Source organism: Paenibacillus sp. 19GGS1-52 (genome assembly GCF_022369515.1).
GTDB lineage: Bacteria > Bacillota > Bacilli > Paenibacillales > Paenibacillaceae > Paenibacillus_AQ.
Genome location: NZ_CP059724.1, coordinates 4,156,025 through 4,171,505, shown reverse-complemented (window position 1 = coordinate 4,171,505; position 15,481 = coordinate 4,156,025). Strand labels below are relative to the sequence as shown.

The window sequence follows — 15,481 nt, the reverse complement described above, 5'->3', positions numbered from 1 at the left end:
GCAGTCATGACAAGCGTGGAACACAAGCAGCAGTTGTGGTACAGCCAACCGGCGCGGGAATGGAATGAGGCGTTGCCGATTGGGAATGGGCGGCTCGGTGCCATGATTTTTGGCGGTACAGCCGAAGAGAAGCTGCAGCTCAATGAGGATTCAGTATGGTACGGCGGCCCGCGCGACCGCAACAACGAAGATGCCCTGCCTCACTTGCCTAAGCTCCGCAGTCTGATTCTGGAAGGGAAGTTGCGGGAAGCGGAGGAGCTGGCAGCGATGTCGATGGCGGGAACTCCTGAAGCGCAGCGGCATTATTTGCCACTGGGAGAACTGCTGTTGTCCTTTGGAGGTCACGGCCAGCCTGCCGAAGACTACAGAAGAGAGCTTGATTTGGAGAGCGGTGTATCCCGGATCAAGTACCGGATCGGTGAGGTCCGATATACCCGTGAGCTGCTGGCAAGTTTCCCGGATCAGGCGATTGTCATCCGGATTTCCTCCGATCATAAGAACGGGGTTTCCCTGAAAGCGCGGTTTAACCGTCACAGTTGGAGATATCTGGAGAAAACTGAAAAGTGGCAGAACAACGGGCTGGCGATGAGCGGCGATTGCGGCGGCCATGGGGGTAGCTCCTTTGCTGCTGTCTTGAGGGCGGTCACGGAAGACGGCAAATGTCAGACCGTCGGCGAGTATTTGCTTGTGGATAGAGCAAGCTCGGTTACGCTGCTGCTTGCTGCGGGAACTACGTTCCGCAATCCCGATCCGGAGCTTCACGCCAAAAGACGGCTAGAAGAACTATCCTGTGTTTCCTATGAAGAGCTGCTGGCCCGGCATATCACGGATTACCGCGGACTGTATGGGCGGGTTGCGCTGACACTGCCGGAGAACCTGCATCAGAGCGAATTGCCGACCGACGAGCGACTGAAGCGGATTCAGAAGGGGGAGGAGGACAATGGTATGATAGCGACCTATTTTCAGTATGGCCGCTATTTGCTCATATCTTCCAGCCGCCCAGGCTCCTTGCCTGCGAATCTGCAGGGCATCTGGAATGACAGCTTCACTCCTGCATGGGACAGCAAATTCACGATTAACATCAATGCGCAAATGAACTACTGGCCAGCCGAAATCTGCAATCTGGCCGAATGCCATGAGCCGCTGTTTCATTTGATCGAGCGGATGCGGGAGCCGGGGCGGGTCACAGCCAGGGTTATGTACGGCTGCGGAGGGTTTACAGCGCACCACAATACGGATATCTGGGCAGACACGGCTCCGCAGGATACCTACTTGCCTGCTTCTTTCTGGCCGCTAGGTGCCGCCTGGCTATGCCTGCATCTATGGGAACATTATCGGTTCAGCCAGGATCGCTATTTTCTGGCGCAGGCATATGAGACGATGAAAGAGGCGGCTCAGTTCCTATTAGATTATTTGGTGGAAGACGAAGAAGGCCGGCTGATTACCTGCCCATCCGTCTCCCCTGAGAACACCTATAAGCTGCCGGGCGGCGAATCGGGTGTGCTCTGCGCCGGGGCTTCAATGGATTTTCAGATTATTGAAGCGCTCTTCAGGGCATGTATCCGCAGTGCGGAGATTATCGGCAGGGACGAGGCGTTCCGTGAAGAGCTCGTAGCTGCTCTGGCAAGGCTTCCAAGGCCGAAAATCGGGAAATACGGCCAGATTCAAGAATGGATGGAGGATTATGAAGAGGTGGAGCCGGGGCATCGTCACATCTCCCATCTGTTTGCGCTGTACCCCGGCGACTCCTTCACCGTGGAGCATACGCCGGAACTGGCTGAAGCCGCCCGGACGACGCTGGAACGCAGGCTGGTCAGCGGCGGAGGCCACACCGGCTGGAGCCGGGCCTGGATCATCAATTTCTGGGCCAGATTACAGGATGAGGGCAAGGCCTATGCGAATGTCCGCGCTTTGCTGGAGCATTCCACGCTGCCCAACCTGTTTGACAACCACCCGCCGTTCCAGATTGACGGCAATTTTGGAGGAGCGGCGGGGATTGCCGAGATGCTGATCCAGAGCCATGCCGAGGGAATCAAGCTGCTGCCCGCGCTACCGCAAAGCTGGAGCGCGGGCAGCGTCAAGGGCCTGCGGGCGAGGGGAGGATATACCCTCGATTTCGCGTGGGCGGAGGGACTAATTACTGAAGCGGTTGTGAATTGCGCGGTTTCCGGTCCATGCCGGCTGGGAGGTCCTGGTCTTGATTCCGTTTCGTTCAACGGAGAAGCCGGAAGCTCCTATACGTTCACCCGTTAAAGAATGAACAGGAAGGTGTCCAATTTGTCAGTTCTATAAGTTTGTATTGGCAGGGGGTGGCGTATTGACGCCAGCCCTATTCCGCTGTACAATCCATGTTTCTTGAAATTGTCCTGCATTGCGTTTAGACTCCCCCTCAGAAACTCATTTTCTGGAATCTGGTATGGATAAGCCTTGAACGTAAGTAAGTCCATGGGTCATATCAATAGCAAGCGTTTTCATATTATCGTATTTTTAGGGGGGAAGACCTATAATTTATGAATTGTAAGCGTATTCTTGAAAGATATAATTAAATTGTCACTAGGTGATTGAACATACGAAGTGATTAGGCCAAAAAAGGGGAGGCATAACAAAATGCATAAAAAGGTAAAACGTTCCGCCAGAGCGCTGGCGGTCGGTGTATTCACGGTTGCACTGGCTCTGTCAGGCTGCAGCTCGAACAATTCAAACGGCAATTCAGCTAATGGGGCAACGGCTAGTCCAGTCGCAAATGGAGACGACAATGCTCCGGCAACATTCTCGGTATTTTTGGCTAGTCCCGGGCAGACGCCTACGGAGGACAACAAGATTCTCAAACTGATTAAAGAAAAAACCGGCGTCAGCTTCAATACGGAGCTTCTGGTGGGCGACCTGCAGCAGAAGCTGGGGGTTATGATTGCCGGAGGAGACTACCCGGACATTATGTCGGGCGATGACAAATTACTCAATGCCAAGGCGTACATTCCGCTTGAAGATTTGATTGAGAAGTACGCTCCCAACCTGAAGAAGCATTATGCCGGGGTCTGGAATCAGATCAAGGATGAGACCGACGGACATATCTACGTTTTGCCAAGCTATGGTGTATATCAAGGTAAAATTACCGAACCGACTTACCAGGGACCAGGCTTCTGGCTTCAAAAGTCTGTGCTTGAGGAAATGGGATATCCGACACCGAAGACTCTTGATGAGTATTTCGATATCATTGCCAAATATAAAGAGAAGCACCCGGATATGATCGGATTTGAATCGCTCAACTTCGACTGGCGTGTATTCCCGCTTCAGAACGCTCCTGAGCACTTGGCGGGCCATCCGAATGACGGGGGCGTTGTTGTAGACAACAACAAAGCGCAGATTTTTGCCGATAAGGACATTTCCAAGACCTATTATAAGAAGCTTAATGTAATTAACGCTCAAGGTTTGATGGATAAAGAAGCTTTCGTACAGAACTATGACCAGTACCTGGCCAAAATCGCAAGCGGCAAGGTCATCGGTATGTTTGACCAGCACTGGAACTTCCAAGATGGAGAAACCTCTTTGATCTCTCAAGGCAAAAGAGAAAATACGTATATCGGCTTCCCTCTGCTCTATCCGGGCGCGGAGGAATGGTATCGTGACCGCGGAGCGGTCGGCACCAACCGCGGATTAGGTATTTCGATCAATGCCAAGGACCCTGTCCGGATTATCAAATTCTTGGATCAGATGATTACAGAAGATTGGCAGAAAACTCTCCAATGGGGAACCAAAGGCGAAGACTATGAAGTGAAGGAAGACGGCACGTTCTACCGGACGCCGGAAGAGCGGACGAACGCAGATCAAACAAGCTGGCAGTTGGCTAACAAAATCACGACTATGTTTGGTTATATGCCGAAAATTCAAGGTACCTACAGCGACGGGAATGCAGCGGATGCCGGAACTCAACCGCAGGAATTCTTCGACAGTCTGAAACCTTCTGATCAGAAAATCCTGAAAGCGTATAACAAGAAAACATGGTCCGAATTCTTCAAGGAACCGAAAGAAAATAATATCTACTTCCCTGCTTACTCCATCGTTCTTAAGGACGGTTCGGCAGCCAAGCTTGCGCAGTCCAAGCTGAATGACCTTGAAGTCAAATATTTGCCGAAGGCCATTATGGCCAGTCCGGCTGAATTTGATGGGGTCTGGCAAGATTATGTCGACCACATTCATAAGCTGGACATCAAGGCTTATGAAGACCGGATAAATGAAGGAATCCAGTTGCGCATCAAAAACTGGAGTGTGAAGTAGTCGATTTCAAGACAAAGGATAGAGCGGGAAATCGTATTTCCCGCTCTTCATTAATCCGGATAGTATGGAGAGAATGATCTTACAGGAGGGGAACACTACATGTCTGATACCGTACTGGACAAACCGGTCAAAATACAGAAGACCAGAAAACGCAGAGTCGATCCGGAAATCGGTGTGAGTCTTAGCTGGAAGACGCTGAAAATGCAGAAGCAGCTTATTTTCATGTCCGTACCGATTGCCATTTATTTAATTATCTTTAACTATGCTCCCATTTGGGGCTGGGTAATGGCCTTTCAGAACTACCGCCCGGCGCTCCCCTTCGGCAAGCAAGAGTGGGTAGGCTTGCAGCAGTTCAAATTTCTGTTTGAGGATGATACCTTTTTAATGGTACTGCGCAATACGATTGCCATGAGTTTCATAAACCTTGTACTTGGTACTACTACGGCTATCGGCTTGGCTTTGCTGCTAAATGAGATCAAAATCAAGTTTTTCAAGCGTATCGTTCAGTCTATTTCGTATTTGCCGCACTTCTTGTCCTGGGTTATCGCAGCGGGCATCGTTGCCACTTCGCTGTCGATTGATGACGGAATTGTCAATATCATCTTAATGAAGCTTCACTTTATTAAAGAACCGATTATGTGGCTCAGTGAAGGGAAATATTTCTGGGGCATTATCGGGGCTTCGAACGTGTGGAAAGAGGTGGGCTGGGGCACCATCATTTATCTGGCAGCCATTACCTCGATCGATCCTTCTCTGTATGAGGCAGCGTCCATTGACGGCGCCAAGCGTCTTCAGAAGATGCGCTATGTCACTCTTCCGGGGATTAAAGCCACATTCGTTATTTTGTTGATTATGAACATCGGACATATTCTGGATGCCGGCTTTGAACTTCAATATTTGCTTGGTAACGGGCTTACTGTGGACTGGTCGCAAACCATTGATATCTTTGTAGTGAAGTATGGTATTTCTATGGGGAATTATTCTCTGGCTACGGCGGCAGGGATCTTCAAAACCATCGTCAGTGTCATTCTCGTATTCATCGCAAATTATATCGCAAAACGCCTCGGCGAAGAGCGATTAGTATAGAGGAGGAAACCCATATGAAATCTGTGACGAAAAGTTCAGGCCGCATTGAGCCGATTGTATTTCATACGATCAACACGATATTTATGCTCTTTGTGGTTGCCATCACGCTCTATCCATTCCTCCACACGCTGGCTGTTTCTTTAAATGATGGCAGTGACACACTTGCCGGTGGAATTTATTTCTGGCCCCGTGCCTGGACTATGGAGAACTACAGAGCCGTCTTTATTACAGGGACGATCTACCATGCCGCTTTTATCTCTGTGGCCCGCACGGTGATCTCGACGGTATTAGGCGTTTTCCTGACCACCATGCTGGCATATACAATGGCGCAGCAGCAATATATTTTCCGTAAAAAAATTGGCATGTTGTTCATCCTGACCATGTATTTCAATGCCGGACTGATTCCGAATTACTTCCTTATTAAAGAGTTAGGTCTGCTTCATAGCTTTATGGTCTATATACTTCCAAGCATGGTCAGCGCGTTCAACCTGATTATCATGCGGACGTATATCCGGTCCCTTCCAGGCAGTCTTACGGAGTCAGCAAAGATCGACGGGGCAGGAGAATTCAGAATCTTCTGGAAAATCATCTTTCCGCTGTGTACACCCGTGCTGGCAACCGTTGCTTTGTTCATCGCCGTAGGCGCATGGAACTCTTGGTTCGATACATTCCTGTATGCCTCCTCGGATATCAAGCTCAGCACACTGCAATATGAAATGATGAAGCTGCTCGGTTCCACCATGAGCACGAACAACGATCCATCTTCGCTGGCAGGCAATCAGCACAATCAGATTCAGGCCCTGGTGACACCGGCTTCCATCCGTGCAGCCATCACTATCGTTACCGCAGTGCCGATTTTGTTCGTATATCCTTTCTTGCAGAAGTACTTCGTGGTAGGATTAAACTTGGGTAGTGTTAAAGAATAACTGAATTTATAATATCTAAATGATTGTATGTTAATGAAAACCGTTTCGGCAGCGACCGAAGCGGTTTCTCCTGTTCAACAAGGCTTAGCTTTCCGAATTCAAAATTTAGAAATAAAGATGGTGATGCCGATGCTTAAGGTACTGTTTGCCGACGATGAGCCGCTGATGCTTGAAGGACTTCGAATCCTGGTGGAATGGGAGGAGCTGGACTTTGAAGTGTGCGGCGAGGCAATGGATGGTGAAGATGCGCTGCAGCTTATTCATAGCACAAGGCCTGATTTGGTTATAACTGATGTACGTATGCCAGTGATCGATGGCCTTGAACTCATTAAGAAATTTGCTGAAAGCGATTTCCAACCAAAATTTATCATTTTTAGTGGTTATGCAGACTTTGAGTATGCCAAGGAAGCCCTTAGATACGGTGTGTCCAATTATTTGACCAAACCCTTGGATGAAAGAGAATTAACAGAGGCTCTGCTAACTGTAGCCGAACAAATACGCGCTGAGCGCAAGCATGCTTCACGGCAGGAATTGGTTTCCGCCTTCATACAGGCAGAAGCCGTATCCCGTCTTCTCATGCGTGAGAATACTTCAGAGGAAGTGAAAGAGGCACTTAAGGCGCTGGATATACACCCCGGCTCCCGGATATGCTGTGTATTGGTTCAGGGCGATTCGCCCGACAGCTTACATTTGCGAAGTCAAGTCTATTCCATGAACGTCAAGGAAGCGTTCCGCAATATAACCGCGTATCCTTTTATGGCCGGAAGCCATAAGCATGGCTATTTACTGGTTTCCCCGCCAGAAGGCCCAGAGCTTGAACCGGTGATGCTGGCAAGCTGGATAAATGAAATGCGGACTCAATATAACGGTCTAGTTCTTTTCTCGGCAAGCCTTGAGCATCAGGGAACTTCATTTCTGAATGCTGCCTATCACGAAGCGCTTGCCGCTGAACTATGCCGGTCGGATTTGAATACCCGCGGGATTAGTTTCTTCCAGCAGCAAGACAAGGATGGAATGGCGCTGCTTGCTGCAGGGCTGAAGAGATCGCTGCTCCAATCGGTTACCGAAGGGCAGCTTGACCCATCAAGCTCCCAACTGAGCGATATATTTAAAATTTTCTCGGCGAATAGTACTTCAAGTGCATGGATCGATGCTTTCCTGAGCAACATCAAAGTTGAATTGCTACGCGAAATCGACGCCAGAGGAGGAGAATCCGCAGTATGGGCGGATAAATGGTTTCCCCCTCGGGTAACTGCTTGCTGCTTGCCGCTGTTTGAACGGCAGACGGCGGAGGATCTGAACGAAGTGGCTGAATGGTTCGCCTCAGCGGACAACAATCAAGAGGACCTGCTCGTTACGGCGGCGATTGATTATGTCCGGGCGCATTATCAGGAGAAGCTGAAGCTGCAGGACATCGCGAAGCATTTGCATGTGAATTCTGCTTATCTGGGACAACGAATCAAGAAACGTTACGGCATTTCTTTTAACGAATTTCTTCATGAATTCCGAATTGAAAAAGCCAAGAAACTGCTGCGCCAGACGAATATGTGCATTTCGGATATCTCGGAACGTGTGGGATACTCGGATGCAGATTTGTTCGCGGCCAAGTTTAAAGCGCTGAATGGCGTCTCGCCTTCGGTGTACAAGAAGGGCTAATTCAAGGGGGAGGTGAGCAGCATGAAAGGCAAAAGGAAACCATCAGCCTTCGTCAATGATATCCCGCTCAAATACAAATTTCTGTTTATTTATTTGCTATGTGTTCTTGTTCCGATACTCAGCATTAACGCCCTCTTTTATGTTCAGATCAGCCGCAATGTGGATGCCCGTGAAAGAGAGAATCTTGAGATTTCTGTAGACCGGGTGGTCTATGATTTCATGCAAATCGTGAATGAATGTGTGGCGATAAGCAATACGGTTGCCGCGGACCGTCCCTTCAATGAAATAATGGATTATACTTATCCGGATAATGAGGCTTATTATGAAGCCTACAATAATATTCTGAGGGATAAGTTGCGGCAATACAGCAATCTACATTCCTATATTTACTGGATGGGCGTGTATACTACGAATCCGACTATCCAGAATGGCAACAGTTACTTTGTTTTGTCCGACAGTGACAAGGAGAGTGAATGGTATCGCAAAATTACTGGTGGCGCAGACAAGGTACTGTTAACCGCGTATCAGGGTACGAACCCACTCAATCCGCCTCAGCAGGAAGTGTTTGTCAGCCTGATCCGCAAATTGGATAACGCTACGGGACAGCCCTACCATAAATATCTACGAATTGATCTGCGGTTGAACAATGTGCAGGAACTGTTCCAGAAAGAACGCGACTATTTACAGTTCAAGCTTCTGGATGAGCAGAACCGTGTTGTGCTGGAATCGGATCATTCCTACTACTCACTCGATACAAACGCCTTGTTGAATGTAGACACGGAAGACAGCCAGTCGTCCAAACAGATTATTCGTACTTTGGGCAGTGCAGGATATACGAATGGCTGGAAGCTGATCGGAACTCCGGAAGGCAGAGTGGTCAATCATGAGATGAGCCATGCGCTTCGGATTTCACTGATTTTTGCTGTGCTGACGATAATTATTCCTACCCTACTAATGATTGTTATTTTGCAATCTTATAATCTGAGGGTAAGGCTGCTCTACAAACATATGAAGCTGGTCAAATACGAGCAGTTTGAGAACATTGATATGTATGAGGGGAAGGACGAGATCGGCGGTTTGATCCGAAGCTTCAATCTGATGACGGGGAAAATCCGCAATTTGATCAATGATGTATATAAGCTGGAAATCCAGAAAAAGGATCTTGAGCTTGAGCGGGTAAGAGCCGAATTGAACTATCTGGAAAGTCAGGTAGACCCGCATTTCCTCTTTAATACACTGAACGCTATATTGGTCATTTGCAAGAAATACAAGTATGAAGAGGTCACCGATGTGATCCGAAATCTGGCTCTTATTCTGCGGAGACTGCTAAGCTGGAAGGATGATCTGATCACCGTCGAGGAAGAAATATCTTTTATTGAAATGTATCTGCAGATTGAAAAATTCCGTTTTCAGAGCCGATTCACTTACGACATTGATATCGACCCCGCCGTGCTGAAGTGCCGGATTCCGAAAATGAGCGTTCAGGTACTGGTGGAGAATTCCTGCAAGCATGGTCTGCAGTGGGTTAAAGGTGCAAGAAGGATTCACGTGTCTGCTTCCATGAACGACGTATCTCTGATCATTGTTGTAACTGACAACGGTAAGGGAATCGATAAGGAGAAGCTGAAGTGGATCGAATCTCACCTGAAATCGGAACAAGAATCCGATAGTAATATCGGGCTTCGAAACGTCTATAGACGACTGATGATGTATTATGACAGCAGAGCCCGGTTTACCATTGAGAGTACCGAGTATGAACAGACGGCTGTCACCATTCAAATTCCCATAGACTTGGCGGTGGACCCAAAGTTGGAGGAATCCCATGTTTAAAGTGGTTTTAGCTGACGATGAAACGATTGCGTTAGAGGGATTAAGAACGTTGACTGATTGGGGGGAACTGGGTTTTGAAATCTGCGGAGCGTGTGAGAACGGGGAAGAAGCGTTCACTATGATTGATGAATGCTCGCCAGACCTTGTCATTACCGATATCCGCATGCCCGGCATCGATGGATTGGAACTAATCAAGCGCGTACGCCAGTTGGATCGAGAACAGCCCCTCTTTATCGTCCTCAGCGGTTATGGCGAGTTTGAATACGCACGGACTGCAATCCGTTACGGTGTGAAGCACTACTTGCTGAAGCCTGTCATTGAGGCGGAATGGGAAAAGGCGCTTGCTGACATTACGGACGAGCTGGAATTACGTGTCAAGCACAAGATGCAGCAGAACATGCTGGCGAACCAGCTTCTTCCCGTTGCGATCGCACGTATGCTTGAAGGGCAGTGGGCGGAGCCGGAAGAGGAGATTGCCGAACAAATGGATTATCTGGACGAGGCAGTTTTGGGATGGACATATATACATGTGGATGGCGCCAAAAGCAGTATCACGGAAATCTGCCGGAAGCTCGCTGGGGCAGCGGGTGCTTTGTTCATTGATTTGCCCGGTGATCAGGCGGGACTTGTCGTGGAGAACTCAGCATCAACATCAGAGCTGGCTAGGGAGGTATACAACGAGTTGTCACGTAACAGCGTGAAAGGTTCTGTGAGCATCGGGCCGGGTGTTAAGTCTCTACGGGAGCTGCCCGTATCCTATATGGTGGCTGCAGGGGCTGCCGCCCGCCACCTTTTTTATTCGGAAGCAAGTGGACCTATTGACACAACCAAGGATGCCGAGAGCCAGCTTAGCTATAATCTTCCTTCCGCAGATCTGACTGAGGAACTGATGGGTGCAGTTGAAAGATTACAGGAGCAGAAGGCCTGGGACCAATTGAAGGAAATGTTCAGAATGTTTGAATTGAATAGAACTGCTCCTGAGGTTGTAAGGATGACCGGCATCGATATCATGCTGAAAAGTATGGAGCTAGTGAAGGAGTTCGGAGGGAAGGCTGAGCAGTGGAGTGATTCTTTTGAATTTTTTAAAACCAAACCAAAATCCCTTGTAGTGCTGGAGGGCATCCTTAAGGATTTGTTGAACTCATGTATGGAATACATCAAGCAGCATAAGGAACGCGGATCCGAGCATCCACATATACAGGTGGAATGTTTTTTGAAGGACAATTATTCCAAGCCTTTAACCGTAAAAGAGATTGCGGAGCACTTTTATATCAATCCGGTATACCTGGGCCAGGCGTTTATTAAAAAGAATGGGATCAGCATACTTGAATATATTCATAATTTGCGCATCGATCAAGCCAAGAAGCGGTTGATTGAAACGGGAGAGACCGTCAGGAAGATTGCAGAGAATGTGGGTTATGTGCATTACCATCATTTTTTAAGAGAGTTTGAGAAGCGGACCACATTGAAACCGATCGCTTATCGCAACCAGGCTAGAGCTGAAAAATGAGAGGTATCCTTATTTAATTTGGTAATGGTAAACGCATACAAAATTGATATTATAGACTTAACTACCCGGACTACATCCACTATAGGAGGTTATAGATGATGACACAGGCAAGCAGCGGGTTGCCCGCACTGCATGAAGTATTCCGAGATGCCTTCAAGATTGGCGCTGCGCTCAGCATGGGCACCTTATCTGCTCATGCTTCTTTCATTGCTAAGCAATTCAACAGCATTACAGCTGAAAATGTGATGAAACCGGAGGAGGTCCAGCCGCAAGAAGGAATCTATACCTTTGATGCAGCCGACCGTATCTTTGAGTTCGCACAGGCCAATCACATCGCGGTCCGGGGCCATACACTTCTCTGGCATAATCAGACAGGGGATTGGATGTTCCGCAATTCAGAGGGTGAGCCGTGCACCAGGGAGCAACTTCTCGGCCGTCTGCAAACCCATATTAATACTGTAGTGGGGCGATACCGCGGGCAGGCTTATGCCTGGGATGTGGTCAATGAAGCCATTGAGGATAAATCCGACCAATACTTGAGGAATACGAAATGGTTGGAAATTCTCGGAGAGGACTATCTCCGTGAGGCATTTGAAATGGCTCATCAGGCAGACCCGGACGCTTTGCTGTTCTACAACGACTATAACGAGACCGATCCTGTCAAACGCGACAAAATCTTCAAGCTGGTCCGTGGTTTACTTGACCAGAATACACCTATTCACGGGATAGGCATGCAGGCCCATTGGAACATCTATGGCCCAACCATCGACGAAATCCGCAGTGCAATAGAGCTATATGCTTCTCTTGGTCTTAGAATCCACATTACTGAGCTGGATCTTTCCATGTTCCGGTTCGAAGACAAACGAGCTGATTTGAAAGCGCCAACAGTTGAGATGCTGAAGCTTCAGGAAGAACGTTATGCGGAGATTTTTGCCGTTCTGCTGGAATACAGAAAGGTTATTGATTCTGTTACATTCTGGGGTGCAGCTGATGACTATACCTGGCTGGATGATTTCCCGGTTCGCGGGCGTAAAAACTGGCCGTTTCTGTTTGACGTACAACAGCAGCCCAAAGCTTCGTTCGGACGGCTTGTCGATCTGGCTGCCTCGAAATGATAACCCTTGATGTAGTTCGATAAATTCAAAATTGGAGGACATATCATGACATTTCAATTGAATCTAGCCATAGGAAAGGTTCAGCCTAACGGTAATCCGTTGGTTGCGAATCGATATGGGGCCGATCCGTATGCCCTGGTATTCGGAGACCGGGTCTATTTGTACATGACCCATGATGCGCTGGAGTATGACGGAAGCGGTGTGGTAAAAGAGAACACTTTCAGCAGTATCAATAAGATTGCGGTAATCTCCTCTAGTGATTTAGTCAACTGGACCGACCATGGCGAAATTGCGGCAGCAGGGCCGGATGGGGCAGCCAAGTGGGCTACCCAGTCCTGGGCGCCTGCAGCCGTCCATAAGGTGATCGGAGGCAAGGATAAATTCTTCCTGTACTTCGCCAATAACGCCAGCGGTATCGGCGTTCTGAGTAGTGACAGCCCGGTGGGTCCATGGGTTGACCCCATTGGCGAGGCACTCATTTTGCGTTCAACTCCGGGAGTTGAGGAGGTAACCTGGCTTTTTGACCCGGCGGTTCTGGTGGATGATGACGGCAAGAGTTACATCTATTTCGGAGGCGGGGTACCGGAAGGAGAATACGCAGAGCCGGGTACAGCACGGGTGATGCAACTCGGAGAAGACATGACCAGCGTAGTAGGTACGGCTGAGGTTGTGCCCGCCCCGTTCATGTTCGAGGATGCTGGCATACATAAACGGGAAGGCGTCTACTATTATACCTATTGTTCAAATTTCTATGATGGGGAACGTCCGGAAGGCAATCCTCCGGCAGGTGAGATTGCCTATATGACGAGTGGCAACCCAATAGGCCCCTGGACATATCGTAAGACGATATTAAAAAATCCGGGACATTTTTTCGGAGTATCTGGTAATAACCATCATGCGATTTTCCAATTTCATGAGGATTGGTACATCGCTTATCACGCACAAACCTTGTCCAAGGCACAGGGAATCGCGAACGGCTATCGTTCGACGCATCTGGGCCGCCTCTTCCATAACGAGGACGGTTCTATTCAGGAGGTTGAAGCTGACTATACAGGTGTGCAGCAAATCAAACCTTTAACCCCGTATCAGCGTGTACAGGCGGCGACGATAGGATGGAGCGCAGGTGTAAAGACGGAATTAGAGACGGTCGCGGGAGAAAGGCTTGTAACGGATATTGACAATGGGGACTGGATCGGGGTAGCTGGAGTTGATTTCGGAAGTCAAGGTGCTGAAGCATTCTGTGCCTCTGTCATAAGCCTTGATGGCGGCGGTACGATTGAACTGCATCTGGATGAACCGGCAGGTCCACTCATTGGCGAACTGCTTGTTCCTGCTGCGAACGGGCCGGAGAATAAGGTGGAGTTAAAGACGGAGGTTCACGGAATTGGAGGAATCCACGACCTGTATCTGGTGTTTAGAGGACAAATAGGAATACCCTTATTCAAGTTTGTATCATGGCAGTTCATGGAGTAGAGGCATTCATACAGGGAGGGCAATACTGTGAGTACTGCGATCATAACCAATCCTATCATGTGGGCAGATGTGCCGGATGTGGACGTCATCCGGGTTGGGCCTGTGTTCTATATGGTCAGCACCAGCATGCACTTCATGCCGGGCTGTCCGATTATGAAATCCGTTAATTTAATGGATTGGGAAATAGTGAATTATGTATATGATACCTTAGAGGATAACGAGGCCCACCGACTGCAGGACGGCAAAGGTATTTACGGAAGCGGCTCTTGGGCGGCATCCCTCCGCTATAAGGAAGGAATCTTCTACGTTTGCTTCTCATCCAATGACATGGACCGGTTCTATGTCTACCGGACAGAGGATATTGAGCATGGGACATGGGAGCGTTCGGTAATCCCCGGCCTTTATCATGATCCGGGACTGCTGTTGGATGACGATAACCGCAACTATGTGATCTACGGGAACGGTGATATCCATATTAAGGAGCTGACGGAAGATCTGACAGCGGTGAAGCCGGGCGGAACCGATCAGCTGCTGATCGAAGGCGAACGAGAAGACATCGGCCTGCGGATCGAAGGCTGTCATGCGTACAAGCTGAATGGCTATTATTATTTATTCTTCATTGAATGGCCGAGAACCGGAAATATGCGCAGGCGTCAAATAGGCTATCGCTCACGCGGGCTTCCGGGTCCCTATGAACGGAAAATTATGCTGGACGATGATCTGGGCTATCATAATAAGGGTGTGGCGCAAGGCGGCATTGTCGATACCCTGGATCAGGATTGGTATGCCGTGCTGTTCCAGGATCATGATGCTGTCGGACGGATCCCCTGCGTACTTCCTGTGAGCTGGGAGAACGATTGGCCGATCATCGGGATGAATGGTTCAGTACCTCAAGTTGTGCAGACAAAGCTTCCAGCTGCGGAACCTAAGCCTCTGGTAATCAGCGATGAGTTCGACTATGAGACCAACCGGTTGGCCCTGAACTGGCAGTGGAACCATAATCCTGACCATGGGCTATGGTCTGTGACAGAACGTCCGGGCCATCTGCGGCTCCGCACCGGTCAATTCACAGACAGCATCCTATTTGCACGCAATACGCTGACGCAGCGTACGGAAGGCCCAGCCTGCAGCGCGGAGACAGTGCTGGAGGTTTCAGGTATGAAGCCCGGTGACCGGGCAGGCCTGGTGGCGCTGCAGAATGGGTTCGGTACTGTAGGTGTTGCTGCGGGAGAGCAGGGAGAGTTCAGCGTTACTATGTGCATCAACGGCGGTGACGGCAGCGAGGAGACGGTGGAGAGCATCATGTTCACCGGTGAACGGGTTTATCTCAAAATTGACTTCAATTTTGAGGATAGTCTTGACCAGGCACAGTTCTTCTATTCGGAAGACGGGACAGTGTGGAAGCCAATCGGCCGGACGCTGCATATGAAATATACGCTGGATCATTTTATGGGGTATAGAATCGGATTGTTCAACTACGCGACCAAGCAGTCCGGCGGTTATGCCGATTTTGATTATTTCCATTATCATAGGCGGAGTTAGCACAAGGCTTACAGAGGTATAGCGCCGCTGATCATGCTACAAAGTACAATGCAAAGGGCGGCCCTGTA

General features: G+C 49.1%; 10 protein-coding genes. All 10 read left to right on the top strand.

The features are described 5' to 3' along the window. Positions 1-6: 6 nt before the first annotated feature. The 10 genes from H1230_RS19470 (at position 7) to H1230_RS19425 (ending at position 15,413) form a co-directional block, all read left to right on the top strand. Positions 7-2,253 (top strand): glycoside hydrolase family 95 protein, encoded by a 2,247-nt coding sequence (locus H1230_RS19470; RefSeq protein ID WP_239711572.1) that lies wholly within the window; start codon positions 7-9, stop codon positions 2,251-2,253. A gap of 354 nt (positions 2,254-2,607) precedes the next feature. Continuing rightward, positions 2,608-4,275: a type 2 periplasmic-binding domain-containing protein gene (locus H1230_RS19465; protein WP_239711571.1), complete on the top strand. Its 1,668-nt coding sequence runs from the start codon at positions 2,608-2,610 to the stop codon at positions 4,273-4,275. Positions 4,276-4,374: 99 nt separating this feature from the next. After that, positions 4,375-5,361, top strand: a complete 987-nt coding sequence (locus H1230_RS19460; RefSeq protein ID WP_239711570.1) for an ABC transporter permease — start codon at positions 4,375-4,377, stop codon at positions 5,359-5,361. A gap of 14 nt (positions 5,362-5,375) precedes the next feature. Beyond that, positions 5,376-6,287, top strand: a complete 912-nt coding sequence (locus H1230_RS19455) for a carbohydrate ABC transporter permease (RefSeq protein WP_239711569.1) — start codon at positions 5,376-5,378, stop codon at positions 6,285-6,287. 129 nt (positions 6,288-6,416) lie between these two features. Continuing rightward, positions 6,417-7,943 (top strand): response regulator transcription factor, encoded by a 1,527-nt coding sequence (locus H1230_RS19450; RefSeq protein WP_239711568.1) that lies wholly within the window; start codon positions 6,417-6,419, stop codon positions 7,941-7,943. Between the two features lie 21 nt (positions 7,944-7,964). Beyond that, on the top strand, positions 7,965-9,773 hold the full coding sequence (locus H1230_RS19445) for a cache domain-containing sensor histidine kinase (protein WP_239711567.1): 1,809 nt from the start codon (positions 7,965-7,967) through the stop codon (positions 9,771-9,773). After that, the gene (locus H1230_RS19440; protein ID WP_239711566.1) at positions 9,766-11,283 is read left to right on the top strand and encodes a response regulator transcription factor; all 1,518 of its coding nucleotides are present in this window, start codon (positions 9,766-9,768) and stop codon (positions 11,281-11,283) included. Before H1230_RS19445 ends, H1230_RS19440 begins: the two co-directional genes overlap by 8 nt. 98 nt (positions 11,284-11,381) lie before the next feature. Further along, positions 11,382-12,398: an endo-1,4-beta-xylanase gene (locus tag H1230_RS19435; protein ID WP_239717412.1), complete on the top strand. Its 1,017-nt coding sequence runs from the start codon at positions 11,382-11,384 to the stop codon at positions 12,396-12,398. A 45-nt stretch (positions 12,399-12,443) separates the two neighbouring features. After that, on the top strand, positions 12,444-13,871 hold the full coding sequence (locus H1230_RS19430) for a glycoside hydrolase family 43 protein (protein ID WP_239711565.1): 1,428 nt from the start codon (positions 12,444-12,446) through the stop codon (positions 13,869-13,871). Positions 13,872-13,898: 27 nt separating this feature from the next. After that, a complete protein-coding gene (locus tag H1230_RS19425) occupies positions 13,899-15,413 on the top strand; it encodes a glycoside hydrolase family 43 protein (RefSeq protein WP_239711564.1) in 1,515 nt (504 codons plus the stop codon). The last annotated feature ends 68 nt before the right edge of the window (positions 15,414-15,481 follow it).

What these genes read in the sequence shown, in the direction of transcription:
- H1230_RS19450 (WP_239711568.1), top strand. Translation starts at nt 6,417, where the DNA reads ATGCTTAAGGTACTGTTTGCCGACGATGAGCCGCTGATGCTTGAAGGA.
- H1230_RS19430 (WP_239711565.1), top strand. Translation starts at nt 12,444, where the DNA reads ATGACATTTCAATTGAATCTAGCCATAGGAAAGGTTCAGCCTAACGGT.
- H1230_RS19440 (WP_239711566.1), top strand. Translation starts at nt 9,766, where the DNA reads ATGTTTAAAGTGGTTTTAGCTGACGATGAAACGATTGCGTTAGAGGGA.
- H1230_RS19455 (WP_239711569.1), top strand. Translation starts at nt 5,376, where the DNA reads ATGAAATCTGTGACGAAAAGTTCAGGCCGCATTGAGCCGATTGTATTT.
- H1230_RS19460 (WP_239711570.1), top strand. Translation starts at nt 4,375, where the DNA reads ATGTCTGATACCGTACTGGACAAACCGGTCAAAATACAGAAGACCAGA.
- H1230_RS19445 (WP_239711567.1), top strand. Translation starts at nt 7,965, where the DNA reads ATGAAAGGCAAAAGGAAACCATCAGCCTTCGTCAATGATATCCCGCTC.
- H1230_RS19435 (WP_239717412.1), top strand. Translation starts at nt 11,382, where the DNA reads ATGACACAGGCAAGCAGCGGGTTGCCCGCACTGCATGAAGTATTCCGA.
- H1230_RS19465 (WP_239711571.1), top strand. Translation starts at nt 2,608, where the DNA reads ATGCATAAAAAGGTAAAACGTTCCGCCAGAGCGCTGGCGGTCGGTGTA.
- H1230_RS19470 (WP_239711572.1), top strand. Translation starts at nt 7, where the DNA reads ATGACAAGCGTGGAACACAAGCAGCAGTTGTGGTACAGCCAACCGGCG.